This window comes from Pseudomonas sp. B26(2017) (assembly GCF_002113045.1).
Taxonomy (GTDB): domain Bacteria; phylum Pseudomonadota; class Gammaproteobacteria; order Pseudomonadales; family Pseudomonadaceae; genus Aquipseudomonas.
The window spans coordinates 147,918-167,266 of the sequence record NZ_NEJJ01000018.1; the positions used below are offsets into that span (position 1 = coordinate 147,918).

The following is a 19,349-nucleotide window of genomic DNA, read 5'->3' on the forward strand; positions in this document are numbered from 1 at the left end:
CTCATGTGAACGCAGGATGGACCCGGCAGTTCAGCCAATCAATAGAACGCGCGTTCGGCCTTGAGCGTGACCAGCCCGTCGCACTGACTGTTATGCCCGGAATAGGCTGAGCAGTCGCTGCCGCTGAGGCTGGAGTTGCTGTAGATGAGGTCAAGGTCGATGCCCATGAACGGGCGGGAAAATTTCACCGACCAATCGGTAAAACTGCTGACATAACCCCCGTCAACCGAGACCGGCGTGTTGAGCTGATGGGTGGTGTATTTCATGCTGATCCCGATGCCGAACGGCTCATTGCCGCCGAGGTCGGCAAACAGGGTGTTGTTCTGTTTATCCGGATCGTTGCTCAGGGCGATGCCGATCCGGCTGCCGAGCAGGGTCAGGCCACCGAACAGTTCCTGGCTGTCGAGGGTGTCGACCTTGGGATAGCTGTAATGGATCATCCCGACTTCGTAGCCGAGGGTCTGATCGAAAGGTTGTTTAAAGCCGATGTAAGAATCGATTTCGAGATTCTTCCCCGGCGTGAGACCCATGCTCGGTGCGTACTGGCCGACATACAGGCCGCTGTCGTGGCTCAGGTCCAGGCCGCCGTGAAACGAGCCGACCGCCGAAGGTTTGACCAGCCCCTGAGCCATGCTGCGGCTGGGCGTGGTGCCGAGCTTGAGGTCGAAATCGCCGAGCTCACGCTGGAAAATCTGCGCGTGCGCCGCCGGGCTCGCCAGAAGGCCTATAAGTAATAAACAGGAATATTTGAGCATGCGTCACTCCGTGAGCAGCGAGCGCAGGGCGGATAAACCTGCTGAAACGCTTGATCCAGACGCGTGCAAGGATACCGGCGAATGATCGGCATCGATGGCCGTTCGTCGATTTCTGTAGTTTTGATTGTTTGGTTAAACGCCAGAGAGGTCTTGCGAGGGATCCGGTCCAGACGCTTCGAAGCTCAAAGCGCCTTTGGACAGGTGTGCTGCGGGGCGTTATTTCTTGCCCAGGCTGATCTGCTTGGACGGGCCGAACGTCTGGCCGCTGACGCCCTTGGCAATTTGCTGGATCTCGCCGCCGGACTTGAGGAATGCAGCGATCTGATCGTTGATCGATTCGCTGGTTTCAACGGCTGGAGCTGGCTTTGCTTTGCTGGTGGATGCTTTTACACGCATGGCGGCCATTAACCTGTAGAAAAGTAACTCGGCCAGGCATCGTACAGGAATAAGTTGACAATTGCTTGGTAAATATCCCCCGGAATAACCCAGCGGGCAGGTGGATTATTCTTGATTAATTATTCGAAATATCCCGCTAACCCGCTGTTTTAAATAACAACATTTATTCGATATGAGGATGCCGCGCTACGTCGGGACCAGGCGAAACCCGTCATGCTGGCCTGACGAATGGCACACGTGCGGCGCGAAATCCAGGAAAATCAAGGCTTCCCATGGATTTTCATTCGGTGGTCCGATCTGGCGACCAACGAACCCGGCAAAACCGGGTAGAATGCCGCCCACGCAATGAGGGTATTGGAAATGGCTTTAGTCGGGCGTTACAACAGTTTGCAAGTGGTTAAACACACTAACTTCGGTTTATATCTGGACGGCGGTGCCGACGGCGAAATTCTTTTGCCCAACCGTTATATCCCCAAAGATATTCCCAGCGAAGATGAAGACTGGCTCAATGTTTTTGTTTATCTGGACAGCGATGACAAACTTATTGCCACCACTGAAAAACCAAAAGTTCAGGTCGGTGAATTTGCCAGTTTGAAAGTTGTTGAAGTCAACAGCATCGGCGTGTTCCTCGACTGGGGTCTGCCGAAGGATCTGCTGCTGCCTTACTCCGAAGAAAAACGCCAGATGACCGCTGGCGAGTACTGCGTGGTGCACGTCTACCTCGACAAGCACACCCGTCGCATCACCGCCACCGCGCGCCTGGATCGTTATCTGGACAAGACCCCGGCCAATTACAGCGTGGGCCAGGAAGTTGATCTGCTGGTGGCCGAAGCCACCGACATGGGTTTCAAGGCAGTCATCAACAACAAGCATTGGGGTCTGATTCACAAGAACGAAATCTTCAAGTTCATGCGTTCCGGCATGCGCGAGAAAGGTTTCATCAAGGAAGTGCGTGCCGACGGCAAGATCAGCCTGAGCCTGCAACCGGTAGGGCAGGAAGCGGCCAGCAGCCTGAGTTCGAAGATCCTCGCCAAGTTGCGCGAAAGCAACGGCACCCTGGCCGTCAGCGACAAGAGCGATCCGGCGCTGATCAGCAGCCTGTTCGGTGTCAGCAAGGGCAACTTCAAAAAGGCCATCGGTTCCTTGTACAAGGAAGGCAAGATCGTCATTCACGCCGATCGCATTGAACTAACCTGAGTCTCCCGTGGCCCATGTTGCATGGGCTCACTCGAGGTCGGGCAGATGAAAAAAGCACTGATTGCCTACGTCGCCACGCTGCTGACGTTTCTTTTGCTCGACGGGCTCTGGCTCGGTGTGTTGATGGCGCCGACCTATCGCGAACTGCTCGGTTCGCTGATGCTCGACAAACCGTTGCTGGTGCCGGCAACGGTTTTTTATTGCCTGTACGTTTTCGGCTGTGTGGTGTTTGTGGTGATGCCGTCGCTGACCTGGCAACGCGCCGCCCGGATGGGGGCGCTGCTAGGGCTGGTCGCTTATGGCACTTACGACCTGACCAACTGGGCGACGCTGCGCGGCTGGTCGGCGCAGGTGTCGCTGATGGATTGGGCCTGGGGGACGTTTGCCACGGCGCTGGCTTGTTCGGTCGGATTTGTTGTGGCTGGCCGGTTTGGCAGATCAGCCCGCTGATTTTTGGTTGTTTGAACTGACGCCTTGCCAGCGATTGACGGTGCAGCCGTCAGCCATTCGCCGCTGACGTTGCAGGAGCATCAGATGTCTTTTCCAGACGGCTTTTTCTGGCTGACTGGTTAATAATTCACTCACTATTTTTCGCCCCGGACGAAGAGCCGGGGCTTTGTTTGACCATTGGAAAAACTGCCATGTCGTGTGTGTTCGAGGTGTCGAGGTGAGCGTCAGTCGGCGCAGTGCCGACGGTTTTGCCCTGCAAGTGATGATCGGCCTTTGCCTGATCTGGGGCGTACAGCAGGTGATGATCAAGTGGGCGGCGACCGACATTGCGCCGGTGATGCAGGCGGCGGGGCGATCGGGGATTTCCGCATTGCTGGTAGGACTGTTGATCTGCTGGAAGGGTGGCTGGGATCAGGTCGGCACGACCTGGCGCGGCGGCTTGCTGGCCGGTGCCTTGTTCGGGCTCGAGTTCCTGTTCATCTCCGAAGGCTTGCAGTTGACCACCGCCGCGCACATGTCGGTGTTCCTCTATACCGCGCCGATCTTCACCGCGCTTGGCGTGCATTTCCTGTTGCCCAGCGAGCGTCTGCGGCCGGTGCAATGGCTGGGGATTTTCCTCGCGTTCGTCGGCATTGCCATCGCGTTTGCCGGCGGTGTGTCGTGGTCCAACCTCGACCGCCGCATGTTGATGGGCGATGCCCTCGGCGTGCTGGCCGGCGCCAGTTGGGGCGCGACCACTGTGGTGGTGCGCGCCTCGCGTCTGTCGGAGGCTCCGGTGACGCTGACCCTGTTCTATCAACTGATCGTCGGTTTCATTGGCCTGTTGCTGATTGCGCTGCTCAGCGGCCAGATCACCCACGTCAGCCTGACCGTCGTGGCGGTGGGCAGCGTGCTGTTTCAGGGCCTGGTCGTGTCGTTCTTCAGTTACCTGACCTGGTTCTGGCTACTGCGCCGTTATCTGGCGGCCAACCTCGCGGTGTTTTCCTTCATGACGCCGTTGTTCGGCGTGACCTTCGGCGTGGTGTTGCTCGGCGAAGAACTGAGCCTGAACTTCATCATCGGTGCCGTGCTGGTGCTGCTCGGCATCACCTTCGTCAGCGCGGAACAGTGGGTGCGTCGGCGTTTGCGCAAAGCCCTCGGTCAGCCGTAATCGATTTGCATGCCAGACCGCCGGCAATCAACAGGCCGCTGCCGGCGATCACCAGCGCCGGTTGCAGGCCACCGCTGAAATGGCTGCTGAGCGCCGCCAGCAACGGCCCGCTGAGTTGGCCGACGGCGAAGCACGCGGTGAGCAGGCCGGCGTTGCGCTGGGTGGCGTGGGGCGCCAGTTCCCGGGAGCGTTGCATCACCAGTTGCATGCAGGCCAGGAACGGCGTGCCGCACAGGATCACGCCCAATGCCAGGCCGAGGCCACTGCCCAGCAGGCAAGCGAAAACCCCGGCAGCCTGCAGCCACAACGTCGCCATCAACCAGTGCCGGGTGGTGTCTGGATCATGCCGACGCAAACTCACCAGCAAAACCCCGATCGCAGCGCCGAGGCCGAAGCACGGCCAGAACAGATCGGCCTGCCATTGCCCGTGAAACTGCGCGTTGGCCATCTGCGACAGAAACGTGGCCGGAATGATGTAGCCCACACCATACAAGGCATACACCACCGCCAAGCGCCCGATGCCGCGATTCGACGAATTCACGGCGGTCGGTGCGGCCGGCACACCGACGCCCGGTTGCGGCAGGATCCGCACGATCGCCAGCAACATCCCCAGCGCCACAGCAGCGTAAATCAGCCACAGAGTCGCGGAAGTCTGCTGCGCCAGATGTGAGAACAGAGCCAGCAGTCCCGTCAGAAAAATCCCCAGCCCGGGCCCGGCAAACACCAGCGCTCCCAGACGCGGACGACCTGTGGCCGCAGCCAGCGGCTGACTCAACGCAGTAATCATCACCAGCACCCAGGCGCTCGCCACTCCGGTGCCGAAGCGCAGCAGCAGGTGCGACCAGAAACCGTTGGCCCAGAACGACGCCAGCGTCAGCAGCACGCACAACCACAGACCGCCGTGCAGGCGACGCTGGACCTGATCCGGCCGGCGGGAAAACATCGCATCCACCGCACCAAGCAAATAGCCGAGGTAGTTGGCCGCCGCAATCAGACCGGCGGCGGTCAGGTCGATCTGGCCTTCGCTGAGCAGGTGCGGCAATTGCGGGGTGAGGGCGAAACGCCCGATGCCCATGGCCATCATCAGGGCGATGAAACAGGCGGATAAGCGAATCAGCGGGGACATGGTCTGAATTCCGTTGGTGGTTCAATGACCGTCAGGCTAGGACTGATTGACTTTCTTTAAAATTGAATAATAGTGAGCAACTTGTTCTGTTCAGGAGAAAAGGTGTGGAGTTCAGCCAATTGCGGATCTTCCAGGCCGTGGCTCAGGAGGGCTCGATCACCCGCGCCGCCGAACGTTTGCACCGCGTGCCGTCGAACCTGTCGACCCGGCTTAAGCAGCTGGAGGAGCAACTGGGTGTCGAATTGTTCGTCCGTGAGCGTCAGCGTTTGCAGTTGTCGCCTGCAGGAAAAGTCCTGCTGGACTACACCGGCAAACTGTTCGCCTTGCGCGATCAGGCCAGTGCGGCGGTGATGGGCGGGCAACCCGCGGGGGATTTCGTGCTCGGCACGCTGTACAGTACGGCAGCGATTCATCTGCCGGCGTTGCTGGCGCGCTATCACAAACAGTATCCGGCGGTGAATCTTCAGGTGCAGTCCGGGCCCAGTGGTGAATTGCTCGAAGGCCTGCTCACCGGACGCCTCGACGCCGCACTGGTGGACGGCCCGCCGCAACTGGCCGGGATCGACGGTGTGCCGTTGTGCAACGAGCGGCTGGTGCTGATCAGCGAGGCCGATCACCCGCCGGTGCGCAGTGCCAAGGATGTCGAGGGGCGGGCGGTGTTCACCTTTCGTCATGGCTGCGCCTACCGCGCGCGGCTGGAAGCGTGGTTCGCCCACTATCAGGCGGCGATGGGCCGGGCGATGGAGATCGAGTCCTATCAGGGCATGCTCGCCTGCGTGATTGCCGGCAGTGGCGTGGCGCTGATGTCGGAGTCGATGCTCGCCAGCCTGCCGGGGCGCGAAAGCGTGGCGGTGCATCCGCTGGCCGAGCCTTTTGCCAGTGCGACAACATGGCTGATGTGGCGGCGGGGCATGGTTGGGGCCAACCTCAATGCGTGGATCGAACAGCAGCAGGCGCTCTATCCCGTGGCTGGCGAAGACGTGCGGGAAACGGCTTGAACGAACGGTCAGGGATTTGGATCAATTCAGTAACAGATCATTGCGGATTTGGCCGAGCATTGCGTAGGACTTCGGACTATTATCAGTGCGAAGCGGCCTCAGAATTCCGGACGCTCAGCACCACCCTGAAGGGGGCATGACGATGAAAGAGAAAATTCAAAACTGGCTGCACGATTTGGGTGTTGCCCTCGGCTTGATCGAACCGCCTCTGCAACCGGTCCCGATTCGCACCGATGACGAACAGCGTCGGCGTCAGCCACGTCGGCGGTAATGCCCCGCTTTGAAGGATCAAAGGATTTAAACGACAGAAGATCGCACCCGGTCGCCATTCCATGGAGTGGCGACCGGGTGCGATCTTTTGTTTTTTCAGTGACGCCCGATTTCCATCAGAAACCGGCTCAGGTCATTCGCGGTTTTCGCGGTCTTGAGCATCCGGTCCTCTTCGGCGGTGAAGGCCGTCAGTCCGAATTCATCTTCCAGATGGAAGATCAGATCTTCGATATCCGCTTTTTCCAGCCCCAGCTGCGCGAGGCTGGTGTTGTCGTCGAATTCACGATTTTCCAGCAGGCGCAGGATGAACCGGTGCACGGCAGCACGCACGGCAGCTCTTCTCATTGCAGATCTTTATGGTTGTTGGTCTGACTGGAGTACAGCAGGCCTCAGGCGTGTCGGCGCAACCATTCGTCAATCATCGAACGTAAGCGCTCTCCCGAGAAACTGCCGAAGTGCCCGCCGTGCACCGTGCGGATCTTCAACGCCTGCAGGCGTCGCAGGCTGGCGGCGTAGTCGTCGAGGTTGGAGTGGTAGGCGTCTTCTATCAGCGGGCCGTCGTAAATGATGTCGCCGCTGAACAGGGTTTCCGTGGCCGCTTCGTAGAGGCTGATCCCGCCCGGTGAATGCCCCGGCGTGTGCAGCACCTGCAAGGTTCGATTGCCGAGGTCCAGCACATCGCCTTCCTCGACAAACCCGGTAGCGGGCGCTGCCTTGACCCGGTATTCGGCGTAGCACAACGGGCAATCCGGGTGCGCTTCGAACATGTCGTCGCCGACGAAGGCCCGGCTCAGATCATTTTCGCCATCCGGCGCTGCCAGAATGTCCGCCTCGGCGGGATGCACCAGCCGTTCGGCAAACTCGTGATGCCCGGCGATGTGGTCGAAATGGCAGTGACTGGCCACCGCCACCAGCGGCCGTTCGGTCAGCCATGGCAGTTGCTCGCGCAGGCTGACCAGCCCGGAACCGCTGTCGAGCAACAGATCCTTGTCCCGACCCTGAACATGCCACAGGTTGCAGCGATAGAACGGGCGGATGTACGGCTCGTGAATCAGCCGAATGCCGTCACTCAGGGTTTGCACTTCGAACCACTGATCGCGAGAAACAATCTTCATCAAGCATTTTCTCCAGACGAAAAAAACGGGTGTGGCAACCGACGCCACACCCGCCGAAGAAAGCATCAAGTCGTTGTGTTCAGCTTAGATCGCGCTGGCCACCGCGTTTGGGCGACGGGACATCAGGCTGACCACCACAAAACTCACCAGACCCACAGCCAGGCTGTAGTAGATCGGCGTGTTGGCGTCCAGGCCGTCCTTGAACATGAACAGCAGGGCGGTGGCGAAACCCAGACCCATGCTGGCGATGGCGCCGGCGGTGGTTGCGCGTTTCCAGAAGATTGCACCGATCAGCGGGATCAGCATGCCGCCCACCAACAGGTTGTAAGCGAGGGTCAGGGCGCTGATCACGTCGTTGACCACCAGCGCGATGGCCAGGACCACGGCACCGGTCAGCAGGGTGAACAGGCGGTTCACACCCAGGCTCGACTGTTTGCCGCCACGCAGTTTCGGCAGCAGGTCTTCGGTCAGGGTAGTGGCCGCGGCGAGCAGGCCGGCGCTGGCGGTGGACATCATTGCGGCCAGGGCAGCGGCGATCACCAGGCCACGGATACCGTCCGGCAGCGACAGTTTGACGATCGCGGCGAAGGCGTTGTTGACGTTGTCCAGATCCGGAATCAGTACGTGTGCCGCCATGCCGATGAGAGCACAGGCCAGACCGTAGAGAATGCAGTAGATGCCCGCGAGGCTACCGGCGTACTGAGCCACTTTTTCGTTCTTGACGGTGAACACCCGTTGCCAGATGTCCTGACCGATCAGGATGCCGAAGAAGTAGATCATGAAGTAGGTGATGATCGTGTCCCAGCCGATGGTGGTGAAGTTGAACGCCGTCGCCGGCAGTTTCAGCACCAGCTCATCCCAGCCGCCGACGCGGTACAGGCAGATTGGCAGAAGGATGAACATCAGGCCGACAGTCTTGATGATGAACTGGACGATGTCGGTCAGGGTCAGCGACCACATGCCGCCGATGGCCGAGTACACCACCACCACGCCACCGCCGAGCAGCACCGAGACCCAGAACGGCAGGCCGAACAGCACTTGCAGCACGGTGCCGATGGCGAGGATCGAGGTCACGCCGATCATCAGCGCGTAGGCCAGCATGATCGCCGCGCTCGCCGAGCGGGCCATCGGGTTGTAGCGTTTTTCCAGCACCTGGGTAACGGTGTAGATCTTCAGTTTCAGCAGCGGCTTGGCCAGGAACAGGTTCAGCGCCACGATGCCGCAACCCAGTGCCGCGCACAGCCAGAAACCGGAGATGCCGTGCACGTAGCCCAGACGCACGGTGCCGACGGTGGACGCGCCACCGAGAACGGTCGCGGCCATGGTGCCCATGTACAGGCTCGGGCCGAGGTTACGTCCGGCGACGAGGAAGTCCTCGTTGGTCTTGGCCTTGCGCATGCCGAAGTAGCCGAGCAAGAGCATGCCGGCCGCGTAGATGAGGACGACGAATAAATCCAAAGCCATGATGGCGTGTCTCCGATTGTCTTTTTTATGAGGTGGAACACTGTGGGAGAAGGCTGACTCCCACAGACGATTCGTTTCTTCAGGCGGCCTGACGCAGCGCCGCTTCAGCCGGCGCATGGGCGCCTTTGCTCCGGGGATCCTTCGGGCCGTAGACCAGCGCCGGTTCCGGGAACAGGCTCAGCAGCATCAGGTACATCACCGAGGCCAGGCCCAGGGTCACCAGCAGGCTGATGTCGATGCCGCCGGCCAGTTCACCCAGCGGGCCGACGAACTGCCCCGGCAGGTTGACGAAGCACAGGCCGACAGCCGCGCTCGGGATCCACGCGCCCAGACCGCGCCAGTTCCAGCCGTGGCTGAACCAGTAGCGTCCGCCTTGCTCGCCGCGCGTGAACACTTGCAGGTCGTCCGGGCAGTAGAAGCCGCGACGCACCACCAGGCCGATGATCATGATCACCATCCACGGGGTGGTGCAGGTGATGATCAGCACGGCGAAGGTCGACACGCTCTGCACCAGGTTCGCCGCGAAGCGCCCGATGAAGATGAAGGCGATCGACAGCACGCCGATCAGCAACGTCGCCTTGACCCGCGACAGCAGGCGCGGAAACACGCTCGACATGTCCAGCCCGGTGCCGTACAGCGACGTGGTGCCGGTGGACATGCCGCCGATCACCGCAATCAGGCACACCGGCAGGAAGAACCAGCTCGGCGACACCGCCAGCAGACCGCCGACGTAGTTGTTGGCCGCGATGTAGTCCGGCGCCTGGATCGCCACGATGGTCGCGGTGGTCAGGCCGAACAGGAACGGGATGAAGGTGGCGATCTGCGAGAAAATCACTGCCGCCATGATCCGCTGACGCGAAGTTTCACGCGGGATGTAGCGGGCCCAGTCGCCGAGGAACGCGCCGAAGGAAATCGGGTTGCTCATGGCCACCAGCGCGGCGCCGATGAACGCGGCCCAGAAGCCCGGCTGACCGAGGCTGACGGTGCCGGCGTAGTGCGAATCGAAGGGACCGGCGAAGGCGAAGATGCCCAGCAGGAACAGCAGGCTCGCGCTCCACACCGCGACCTTGTTCACCCACAGCAGGAAGCGGAAGCCGTAGATGCACACGGTCAGCACCAGAATCGCGAACAGACCGTAGGCCAGGCCCAGGGTCAGGTCGGTTTCCGGCAGGCCGATCAGGCGTTTCGCACCACCGATCAACGCATCTCCCGAACTCCACACCGAGAGCGAGAAGAAGGCGATGGCGGTCAACAGCGACAGGAACGAACCGACGATCCGCCCGTGCACGCCGAAGTGCGCACCGGACGACACGGCATTGTTGGTGCCGTTGAGCGGACCGAACAGGCCCATCGGTGCGAGGATCAGCGAGCCGAGCAGCACGCCCGAAACAATCGCCCAGACGCCCGCCTGAAAGGACAGGCCGAATAGCACCGGGAAACTGCCGAGCACGGCGGTGGCAAAGGTATTCGCGCCGCCAAAGATCATGCGGAACAAGTCCACAGGACCGGCGGTGCGTTCGTTGTCCGGGATCTGTTCGACCCCGTGGGTTTCAATCTGCGTAAGGCTTTGGTCTTTGTTGTTGTTATTCATGATCTGCTCCGATCACAAAGGCGCGCTCATCGTGCGTGAGCGTCACCTGTTTGGCTAAGGGGGTGGCAGCCCTTCCGGCATTGCGGACAAATGTTCGTGGCAGGCCAGCCAATGGCCTTGTTGTTCTAGGCTCGACGCTTGTTTTCTGAAAACAATCGTCTCGCGCTCCTGGCTGAAGTGTTGCTCCCCTTGCATGCGCAGCTCGGTGGCCACGTCATGGATGAAAATCGCCACATCACCTTGCAGGCTGACGAAGGCGTTGCTCGAGGTGCACGACAGCACCTCGAAGCCATCCTCGGCGCGCCAGCTGTCCCACAACGCCTGATAGGCATCGCGCGACAGCAGGGGCTGTTCGAGGGTGTAGAACACGAAGCTCGCATCGGCGCTGAACGCGCCGAAGTAGGCTTCGCGATCGTTGCGGGCGAAGGCGGACACCAGATCGGCGGCCGCTTTCAGAACCTGATCACGTTCGTTCATGACCCGACCCTCAGCGGTGGACCACACCCGGCAGTACGCAGAGCATTTCGTACAGCAGGTTGGCGGCCAGCAGCGAGGTGTTGCCGGTGGTGTCATAAGCGGGCGAGACTTCTACCAGATCGCAGCCGATCAGGTCGAGGCCCTGACAGCCGCGAACGATTTCAATCGCCTGAATGGTCGTCAGACCACCGATTTCCGGGGTGCCGGTGCCAGGCGCCCAGGCCGGGTCGATGCCGTCGATGTCGAAGCTCAGGTACACCGGGCCGCCACCGACTTTCTCGCGCACTTCGGCCATCAGCGGTTCCAGCGACTTGTGCCAGCACTCTTCGGCCTGAACGACGCGGAAGCCCTGATCGCGGCTCCAATTGAAGTCGTCAGCGGTATAGCCCTGCGCACGCAGACCAATCTGCACCACACGGTCGCAGTCCAGAAGACCTTCCTCGACGGCGCGACGGAAGGTCGTGCCGTGGGCGATCTTCTCGCCGAACATGTGATCGTTGACGTCAGCGTGAGCATCGATGTGCACCAGTCCGACCTTGCCGTGCTTTTTGTGGATGGCACGCAGGATCGGCAGGGTGATGGTGTGGTCGCCACCCAGGGTCATCGGGATCACGTTGTGCTCGAGGATGTTGTCGTAGGCTTCTTCGATGATGCGCACGGCGTCGAGCAGGTTGAAGGTGTTGATCGCCACGTCACCGATGTCGGCAACCGACAGCGAGTCGAACGGCGCAGCGCCGGTGGCCATGTTGTACGGGCGGATCATCACCGATTCGGTGCGGATGTCGCGCGGCCCGAAGCGGGTGCCGGGGCGCAGCGAAGTACCGATGTCCAGTGGCACGCCAACGAAGGCAGCGTCCAGGCCGGCAGCGGTCGGTACATGGGGGAGTCGGAGCATGGTGGCGATGCCGCCGAAGCGCGGCATTTCGTTGCCGCCCAGTGGTTGGTGAAGAATCTTGTCCACGGGTAGGGCCTCATCGTCTTTGTTTTATTTATGTCGGCGCGCCGCATTCGCAAGGTCACGGGCACCGCTGTGGGCCGATTCTGCGAAATGTAGTGCGGCGGAAGAATCGCTACGGGCAAATACTTAGTTCAGAATTTTCTAAACTAATGCCGGGGAGGTGGATAGACTTCTCGCTGATCGTTCCCACGCTCTGCGTGGGAATGCATCCGGTGACGCTCCGCGTCACAGCCGTGAAGCGGACGCAGAGCGTCCAAGGCGGCATTCCCACGCGCAGCACGGGAACGATCTACGTAGAACGATCCTTGGAGTAAACATGGCCAACGCTTTACCCGACCTGAAACTTTTGCGCATCTTCGTCAGCGTCGTGCGTCATCAGGGGTTTGCCAACGCGCAGCAGGAACTCAACCTGTCGACGTCGGCGATCAGCACCTACATGAGCCAGCTCGAAGCCGCGCTGGGTCTGGTGCTGTGCCACCGCGGGCGTGGCGGTTTCAGCCTGACCAGCAAGGGCGAACTGTTCCATCAGGAAACCCTGCGCCTGCTGGCCGAACTCGAAGGTTTCGAGCAATACGCCGCCGCGCTCAAGGGCGAATTGCGCGGCACGCTCAACCTCGGGGTGATCGATTCCACGGTCAGCGACAAAGCCCTGCCGTTTGCCGAAGCCATCGGCGCCTACAGCCAGGAACACCCGGCGGTGCATTTGCACCTGTCGGTGATGAGTCCCTACGAACTGCAACTCGGCGTGCAGGACAACCGCCTCGATCTGGCCATTGGTGCATTCTCCACGCGCATGAGCGGTCTGGTGTACATGCCGCTGTACCGCGAACAGCACTGGCTGTATTGCAGCAGCCGTCACCCGTTGTTCAACGAGCGGCGGATTCCCGAGCAGGTCATCACTCAGCAACGCATGGTCGGTCGGGGCTACTGGAGCCAAGCCGAACTGGCGCGCCACGGTTTCAAACACAGTGCTGCGACGGTAGAAAGTATGGAAGCGCAGCTGATTCTGGTCCTGTCCGGCGCCTACATCGGCTACCTGCCGGAGCACTACGCCCAAGCCTGGGCCGACAAGGGCGACCTGCGGGTGCTGCTGCCGGCGACCTTCGGTTATCAGGCGCCGTTTTCCATGATCATGCGCCGTGGCCGCAGCCGCGAGCCGCTGATCCAGACTTTCCGCGATCTGCTCAAAGCGCAGCTCAATCAGGCATAAGCACATGTCCAGACCCCAATGCCCGCGCTGCCTGCGCCCACAAACCCATTGCCTGTGCCCGCTGATCCCCAGCCTCGACAGCCGCACCCGGGTGTTGCTGTTGCAGCACCCGAGCGAGGTCAGCCACGCGCTCAACACAGCACGGCTGGCGGCGCTCGGTTTGAACAATGCCGAACTGATTGTCGGCGAGGTGTTCGAGGATCTGCCCGCGCTGCTGAACCGGCCGGGCTATCAGGCGCGGTTGCTGTTCCCGGCGGATGATGCGCAGCCGATGCAGGCGTACACCGCGTCCGATGAACCGCTGCTGCTGGTGGTGCCGGACGGCACGTGGCGCAAGGCGCGCAAGATGTTGCACCTCAATCCGCTGCTGGCGGCGTTGCCACGGGTGACGCTGGCCGAGGGCGGGGTTTCCCGGTATCGGCTGCGCAAGGCACCGGGGCCGGGGGCGTTGTCGACGATTGAGGCGATTGTGCAGGCGTTGCAGACGCTGGAAGCACCAGCCTCTTTCGAGCCGTTGCTCAAGCCGTTCGAGGCGCTGATCGAGGGGCAGATTGCGGCGATGGGGGAGGAGACTTTCCAAAAGAATCACGGAGGCTGATCGCACTCGCCCTGATCGTTCCCACGCTCCGCGTGGGAATGCCGCCCGGGACGCTCCGCGTCCCTTCGCGACGGTGACGCAGAGCGTCACTGGATGCATTCCCACGCAGAGCGTGGGAACGATCAAAAATCCGGCTAATTATCAACGCTCGCGCATCGCTTCGGTCCGGGCCTTGAGCACCGGTTTGAGCAGGTAATCCAGCACGCTTTTCTCCCCGGTAATGATGTCCACCGTCGCCACCATCCCCGGAATGATCAGCAGCGGTTTCACATCCCCGCCCAAATGGTTTTTGTCGGTGCGCACCTGGATCAGGTAGAAGCTGTTGCCCTTGTCGTCGGTGATGGTGTCGGCGCCGATCAGCTCAAGCTTGGCGCTGAGCCCGCCGTAGATCGTGTAGTCATAGGCACTGAACTTGACCATGGCTTTCTGGCCCGGATGCAGGAACGCCACGTCCTGCGGCCGGACCTTGGCTTCGATCAGCAGGTTGTCTTCCAGCGGCACGATTTCCACCATGTCGCTGCCCGGCTGCACCACGCCACCGATGGTGTTGACCTTCATCTGCTTGATCACGCCACGCACCGGCGAGGTCACGGTGGTGCGGCTGACGCGGTCGTCGATGGCGATGCTCGACGCAGTGATTTTCGACAGGTCGGTGCGTTTCTCGTTGAGCTCCTTGGCCGCTTCGGAACGGAAGGTCTGTTCCGATTCGTCGATCTTGCTGCGGATCTCGGCGATGGCCGATTCGGCGCGGGGAATCGCCAGGGTCGTGGCATTCAACGAACCGCGAATTTCCACGGCGCTGCGCTTGAGCCGCAGAATCTCCACCGGCGACACGGCACCGGTCTTGACCAGCGGTTCGGACATGTTCATTTCCTGATTGACCAGCGCCAGGCTCGAACTGTACTGGCTGGCTTTCGAGCGAAACTCCGCCAGTTCCTGGGCTTTTTGCCTCAGTTGTTCCGACAGTGTCCGCTGCTCGCTGGCCAGCCGCCGTTGCCGTTGTTCATACAGCGCGCGCTCGTCCTCGGCCACTTGCGGAGCCTTGGCGATCACCTCGTCCGAAAGCTTGAACGGCCGGCCTTCGGCTTCGGCAGACAAGCGTTCGACCTGCGCGGTCAGGGCATAACGATCGGCCTCGCTCTCACCCTTGTTCGACAGAAACCGCGTGTCATCCAGACGCAGCAAGGTGTCGCCCTTGCTGACCATTTGCCCTTCACGCACGAAGATCTCGGTGACGATCCCGCCTTCGAGGTTCTGGATCACCTGGACCTTGCTCGACGGAATCGCCTTGCCTTCGCCCATCGTTACTTCCTGGAGCACCGCGAACTTGGCCCAGACCAGCGCACTGATCAACAGCGCTGCCGCCAGCCACACGGTGATGCGCGACCAGCGCGGTGCGTCCTGCAACGAGGCGCCGGCGGTTTCCGGCATGAATTCGGCTTCGGCGCTTTTGCCGAAGCTGTCGAAGTAACCGCGCGGTTTTGAAGAAGACGAAGCAGACATGGGGCAACTCCTAGACCGCTGCCGAGCCGACCCGGCCCTTGCGCAGTGCATCGATGACCGCTTCTTTCGGACCGTCGGCGACGATCCGGCCGTTGTCCAGTACCAGCAACCGGTCCACCAGACTCAGCATCGAGGTACGGTGGGTGACCAGCAGCAAGGTTTTGCCCTGCACCCAGCCGTGCAGCTTCTGGCGCAGGACGTCTTCACTGCTGTTGTCCATGGCGCTGGTGGGTTCGTCGAGCAGCATGATCGGCGGGTCGAGCAACAGCGCCCGGGCCAGCAGCACCGCTTGGCGCTGGCCACCGGAGAGCAGTTGACCGCGCTCACCCACCGGCCGATCGAAGCCTTGCGGATGCTGGCGGGCCAGTTCGGTGACGCCGGTCAGTTCGGCGACTTCGAGCATCCGCGAATCGCTGATGTAGCGAGCGCCGAGGGTCAGGTTGTCACGCAGGCTGCCGGCCAGCAGCGGCAGGTCGTGGGCGACATAACCGATTTGCTGGCGCAGGTCGGCGACGTCCAGTTGCCGCAGGTCGAGGTTGTCGAGCAGCAATTGGCCTTCTTCCGGTTCGTAGAACCCCATCACCAGCCGCGCCAGGGTGCTTTTGCCCGAGCCGCTGCGACCGATGATGCCGATCCGTTCGCCGGGTTTGACGCTGAAGCTGACGTTGCTCAGGGCCGGGGCGTTCTGGCCGTTGTAGTGGAAGGTAACCGCGTTGGCGTCCAGCGCGCCTTGCAGTTGCGTGCGCTCCAGCGGCCGCTGTTTGCCGTCGCGCTCCTGGGGCAGGGACATCAGCGCGTCGGTGCTTTTCATGGTCAGTTGCGCTTGCTGATAGCGGGTAATCAGCCCGGCGATCTGGCCCAGCGGGGCGAGCACGCGGCTGCCGAGCATGTAACTGGCCACCAGCGCACCGACGCTGAGGTTACCGGCGATGATGCTGTAGACACCGGCCACAATCGTCGCCATCCCCGAAAACTGCTGGATGAACAGCGTGCCGTTGGTGGCCAGCGCCGAGAGATTGCGCGCATGGCTGTCGAGGCGGGTGAGGGCGCCGTGGGTGCTTTCCCATCTGTGCTGGCGCTCGCTTTCGGCGCTGCACGCCTTGAGGGTTTCCAGGCCGCCGAGGGTTTCGATCAGCAATGCCTGACGCTCCGCGCCGAGGCTCAGGCTTTTCTGCACGGTATCGCGCAGACGGGCCTGAATGATCATCGCGAACACGATCGTGATCGGAAATGCCAGCAGCGGAATCACTACCAGCCAGCCACCGAGCAGGCCGATCACCACCAGCATCAACACCACGAAGGGCAGGTCGATCAGGCTGGTCAGGGTCACGGCGGTGAGAAAATCCCGCAGGCCCTGAAAGTCGTGAATGCTCTGGGCGAATCCGCCGATGGTCGCCGGCCGGGCCTTCATCGCCATGCCGGTGATGCGCTCGAATAAAGTCGCGGAAAGGATCACGTCGGTCTTCTTGCCGGCAGTGTCCAGCAGGTGCGCGCGCACCACCCGCAGCACCAGTTCGAAACCGGTGCCGATCAACAACCCGATCGCCAGCACCCACAGGGTCGATGTGGCCTGATTCGGCACCACGCGGTCGTAGGTCTGCATGACGAACAGCGGCACCATCAGGCCCAGCAGGTTGATCAGGAAACTGGCGAGGATCGCGTCGCTGTACAGCCATTTCGACAGCTTCAGGGTGTCGCGAAACCACGCCTGCACTCGTGGCACCAAAGGCGAGCGCAGGTCTTCCAGTTCATGCCGGGGCCGGGCGAACAGGGCCTGGCCGCTGTAGTGTTCGGTGAGTTCTTCACGGCTGACCCATTGCTCGCCGCCGTCGGCTTCACTCGGCAGAATCAGCGCCTTGCCGTCTTCGGCAAACCGCCGCAGCACTGCCGTACGCCCATTGCCCAGCAGCAACAGCACCGGCAGGTTGAGCGTTGAAATGTCGTTGAGTTCCCGGCGCAGCAAGCGCGCCTGCAACCCGGCCCGGGCTGCGGCGCGGGGCAGCAGGTCCAGGCTCAGGCGTTGTTTGTCCAGGGGCAGGCCGGCGCTCAGGCTGGCGCGACTGACCGTCGCGCCATGGAGTTTGCAGAGGATCAACAGACCGTCGAGCAACGGGTCATCGAAGCTCAGCCGCGGATCGATCCCGGTGTTACCGGGTTGCATGCTGGTCATATTGATCGCTCCCGTTGAACTGGCTCGGCTATCCACATCAACCCTGTGTTACTGCGAGGCGTTCAACCGTACTGATCGTTCCCACGCTCTGCGTGGGAATGCAGCCCGTGACGCTCCGCGTCACTGGACGCGGAGCGTCCCCAGAGGCATTCCCACGCGGACGGTTCGACGCCTCGACGTGGGAACGATCAGGGTGCGGCCTTCGGCAGCGCCCGCACGCGGGACTACTTCAGTTCCGGCAAGCGCGCTTCGTTCTTCACCTCGGTCGCGGCTATCGCATCGGCCGGCAGCACGATCCGCTGCTTGTTCAGCAACTGGCCCATGTTCGCCAGCACGCGGTACATCGAATATTCCTCGGTGTAGCGGATTTCGGTGTAGCGACGGTTGGCGTTGTACAGCTCGTTTTCACTGTCGAGCACGTCCAGCAGGGTGCGCTGGCCGAGGCCGAACTGATCCTGATACGCGGCGCGCACGCGCTTGGTGGTCTCGGCGTATTCGCGGGCGGTCGGGGTCTGTTTCTTGGCGTTGACCATGGCGTTCCAGGCCAGGTGAATGTTCTCGTTGAGCTGACGCAGGGCGTTGTTGCGGATGTCCATCGCCTGGTTGATCTGATGCGCATCGGAGGCCAGCCGCGCCTTGTCGCTGCCGCCACGGAACAGGTTGTAGTTCATCACCACACCGACCCGCCATTCGTTGTCATGGCCCTCGTCGCCCTGCACGTTGTTGTTGGCGCCAACCGCGGCTTCGGCATCGAAGCGTGGATAGAACGGCGACTTGGCGACTTCGTACTGGCTCTCGGCCGATTGCACGTCGGCCTGGGCGGATTTCAGATACGGGTTGTTCTCGACCATGCTCTGCTGGGCTTCAGGCAGGGTGGCGGGCAACTCGCCACGGGTCGAGGCGGGCGTTTCCAGCTCATCGGGCATGCGCCCGACCACGCTGTAGAAGTTCGATTCGGCGTCCGCCAGGTCGACTTCGGCGGTGTCGAGGTTGTTCTGCGCCAGCGCCTTACGGGCAACCGATTGATCGGAGTCGGCGGTGCTGCCCACGCCGCGCTCGGTACGCAGGCCGATCTGGTCGTTGACGCGCAAGTGCGCCTGCAGGTTGTTCTTGGCCAGGGTCACCAGTTCACGGCGCTTGAGCACTTCGAGGTAGACCTCGATGGTGCGCAGGGCCAGGTCCTGAGCGGTGCCTTGCGCGTAATACGCGCGCGAGTTGGAAACGCCCTTGGTGCGTTCAACTTCGTTGGCAGTGTTGAAACCGTCGAACAGCATCTGCCGCAGACGCAGCTCGGACTGGGTGTAATTGAGGATTTCGGTGTGGTGGTTACCGAAGGCCCGGGTGTTGGTGTTGTCGCTGTAGCCACGCCCGTAAGCAGCGTTCAGATCCACCGACGGATAGAAGCCGCCCTTGGCGACCTTCACTTGTTCATCAGCCGACAGACGCGCATCCACGCGTGAGGCAAGTTCCGGGTGGGTGGCGAGAGTGCTCTGGATCGCTTCGGTGAGGTTCATGGCCTGTGCCTGGGAAGTGCAAGCCATGGCCAGCAAAACCGCGCTGCAGAGGGGGGTTAGTACGCGCATGGGTGCATCTCCCTGAGTCCTGATGGTGTTTCGCTGTCGCCAATTTATTGACGATATTTTTAGTAAAAAGCGTTTCATGCCTGTAACAACAGAGCTAAGAACATCCTGAAGCGTAGCTAAGAAAAAATTTTCATATGGGTTATGCCAAAAAAAACTTATGCGGTTCGCCAAATCCAGCACATTGTTCCACTCGAAAGCCTTTGTTTTATGCGCGTTAGGGAGCACAGAAAGGCTTGAGGAAAGTTCCACTCACTTTGCGACATACGGCGAAGTACTGCTAAAGGGGAGGGACGCGTAGCGGCTGATGAGCGACAGTTTTTTGTCACTCGGGTGATTCA

19 protein-coding genes are annotated in these 19,349 nt (G+C 61.3%); 7 read left to right on the top strand and 12 right to left on the bottom strand.

The window, feature by feature from the left end; genetic code table 11:
• Positions 1 to 38: 38 nt before the first annotated feature.
• Positions 39 to 755 carry a TorF family putative porin gene (locus CAF79_RS24275; RefSeq protein WP_085700663.1) on the bottom strand — a complete coding sequence of 239 codons (717 nt, stop codon included), beginning with the start codon at positions 753 to 755 and terminating at the stop codon, positions 39 to 41.
• A 216-nt stretch (positions 756 to 971) separates the two neighbouring features.
• The gene (locus CAF79_RS24280) at positions 972 to 1,160 is read right to left on the bottom strand and encodes a hypothetical protein (RefSeq protein WP_016985943.1); all 189 of its coding nucleotides are present in this window, start codon (positions 1,158 to 1,160) and stop codon (positions 972 to 974) included.
• A 351-nt stretch (positions 1,161 to 1,511) separates the two neighbouring features.
• Between CAF79_RS24280 and CAF79_RS24285 the strand changes: the two genes are divergently transcribed.
• The 3 genes from CAF79_RS24285 to CAF79_RS24295 all read left to right on the top strand — a co-directional run bounded on the left by CAF79_RS24285 (position 1,512) and on the right by CAF79_RS24295 (position 3,948).
• Positions 1,512 to 2,348 carry a S1 RNA-binding domain-containing protein gene (locus CAF79_RS24285; RefSeq protein WP_085700664.1) on the top strand — a complete coding sequence of 279 codons (837 nt, stop codon included), beginning with the start codon at positions 1,512 to 1,514 and terminating at the stop codon, positions 2,346 to 2,348.
• Positions 2,349 to 2,393: 45 nt separating this feature from the next.
• A complete protein-coding gene (locus CAF79_RS24290; RefSeq protein ID WP_085700678.1) occupies positions 2,394 to 2,798 on the top strand; it encodes a DUF2177 family protein in 405 nt (134 codons plus the stop codon).
• Positions 2,799 to 3,015: 217 nt separating this feature from the next.
• Positions 3,016 to 3,948 carry a DMT family transporter gene (locus CAF79_RS24295; RefSeq protein ID WP_085700665.1) on the top strand — a complete coding sequence of 311 codons (933 nt, stop codon included), beginning with the start codon at positions 3,016 to 3,018 and terminating at the stop codon, positions 3,946 to 3,948.
• On the opposite strand, the gene CAF79_RS24300 is transcribed toward CAF79_RS24295, so the two are convergent.
• The gene (locus CAF79_RS24300; RefSeq protein ID WP_085700666.1) at positions 3,893 to 5,074 is read right to left on the bottom strand and encodes an MFS transporter; all 1,182 of its coding nucleotides are present in this window, start codon (positions 5,072 to 5,074) and stop codon (positions 3,893 to 3,895) included. The two genes, CAF79_RS24295 and CAF79_RS24300, sit on opposite strands and share 56 nt — an antisense overlap.
• Positions 5,075 to 5,178: 104 nt before the next feature.
• Between CAF79_RS24300 and CAF79_RS24305 the strand changes: the two genes are divergently transcribed.
• The gene (locus CAF79_RS24305) at positions 5,179 to 6,072 is read left to right on the top strand and encodes a LysR family transcriptional regulator (protein WP_085700667.1); all 894 of its coding nucleotides are present in this window, start codon (positions 5,179 to 5,181) and stop codon (positions 6,070 to 6,072) included.
• Between the two features lie 142 nt (positions 6,073 to 6,214).
• On the top strand, positions 6,215 to 6,343 hold the full coding sequence (locus CAF79_RS29555; RefSeq protein ID WP_003184145.1) for a PA1414 family protein: 129 nt from the start codon (positions 6,215 to 6,217) through the stop codon (positions 6,341 to 6,343).
• A gap of 95 nt (positions 6,344 to 6,438) precedes the next feature.
• On the opposite strand, the gene CAF79_RS24310 is transcribed toward CAF79_RS29555, so the two are convergent.
• From CAF79_RS24310 to speB, 6 genes are all read right to left on the bottom strand, one after another.
• Positions 6,439 to 6,687: a hypothetical protein gene (locus tag CAF79_RS24310; RefSeq protein WP_007956577.1), complete on the bottom strand. Its 249-nt coding sequence runs from the start codon at positions 6,685 to 6,687 to the stop codon at positions 6,439 to 6,441.
• Between the two features lie 44 nt (positions 6,688 to 6,731).
• Positions 6,732 to 7,457, bottom strand: coding sequence for an MBL fold metallo-hydrolase (locus tag CAF79_RS24315; protein ID WP_085700668.1), 726 nt, complete (start codon positions 7,455 to 7,457; stop codon positions 6,732 to 6,734).
• Between the two features lie 84 nt (positions 7,458 to 7,541).
• Complete coding sequence (locus CAF79_RS24320) at positions 7,542 to 8,921, bottom strand: sodium:solute symporter (protein ID WP_085700669.1); 1,380 nt, start codon at positions 8,919 to 8,921, stop codon at positions 7,542 to 7,544.
• Between the two features lie 79 nt (positions 8,922 to 9,000).
• Complete coding sequence (locus tag CAF79_RS24325; protein ID WP_011332981.1) at positions 9,001 to 10,512, bottom strand: cytosine permease; 1,512 nt, start codon at positions 10,510 to 10,512, stop codon at positions 9,001 to 9,003.
• A gap of 54 nt (positions 10,513 to 10,566) precedes the next feature.
• A complete protein-coding gene (locus CAF79_RS24330; protein WP_085683062.1) occupies positions 10,567 to 10,989 on the bottom strand; it encodes a nuclear transport factor 2 family protein in 423 nt (140 codons plus the stop codon).
• A gap of 10 nt (positions 10,990 to 10,999) precedes the next feature.
• Positions 11,000 to 11,950, bottom strand: a complete 951-nt coding sequence (gene speB / locus CAF79_RS24335) for an agmatinase (protein WP_007956591.1) — start codon at positions 11,948 to 11,950, stop codon at positions 11,000 to 11,002.
• 313 nt (positions 11,951 to 12,263) lie between these two features.
• Here speB and CAF79_RS24340 point away from each other — a divergent pair, with 313 nt between their 5' ends.
• Both CAF79_RS24340 and CAF79_RS24345 read left to right on the top strand, forming a co-directional pair.
• Positions 12,264 to 13,157 carry a LysR family transcriptional regulator gene (locus CAF79_RS24340; protein ID WP_007956593.1) on the top strand — a complete coding sequence of 298 codons (894 nt, stop codon included), beginning with the start codon at positions 12,264 to 12,266 and terminating at the stop codon, positions 13,155 to 13,157.
• Between the two features lie 4 nt (positions 13,158 to 13,161).
• A complete protein-coding gene (locus CAF79_RS24345) occupies positions 13,162 to 13,755 on the top strand; it encodes a tRNA-uridine aminocarboxypropyltransferase (protein WP_085700670.1) in 594 nt (197 codons plus the stop codon).
• A gap of 141 nt (positions 13,756 to 13,896) precedes the next feature.
• On the opposite strand, the gene CAF79_RS24350 is transcribed toward CAF79_RS24345, so the two are convergent.
• The 3 genes from CAF79_RS24350 to CAF79_RS24360 all read right to left on the bottom strand — a co-directional run bounded on the left by CAF79_RS24350 (position 13,897) and on the right by CAF79_RS24360 (position 19,011).
• Positions 13,897 to 15,258 carry an HlyD family type I secretion periplasmic adaptor subunit gene (locus CAF79_RS24350; RefSeq protein WP_085700671.1) on the bottom strand — a complete coding sequence of 454 codons (1,362 nt, stop codon included), beginning with the start codon at positions 15,256 to 15,258 and terminating at the stop codon, positions 13,897 to 13,899.
• 10 nt (positions 15,259 to 15,268) lie between these two features.
• A complete protein-coding gene (locus tag CAF79_RS24355) occupies positions 15,269 to 17,428 on the bottom strand; it encodes a type I secretion system permease/ATPase (protein WP_085700672.1) in 2,160 nt (719 codons plus the stop codon).
• 224 nt (positions 17,429 to 17,652) lie between these two features.
• On the bottom strand, positions 17,653 to 19,011 hold the full coding sequence (locus CAF79_RS24360; protein ID WP_085700673.1) for a TolC family outer membrane protein: 1,359 nt from the start codon (positions 19,009 to 19,011) through the stop codon (positions 17,653 to 17,655).
• Between the last annotated feature and the right edge of the window lie 338 nt (positions 19,012 to 19,349).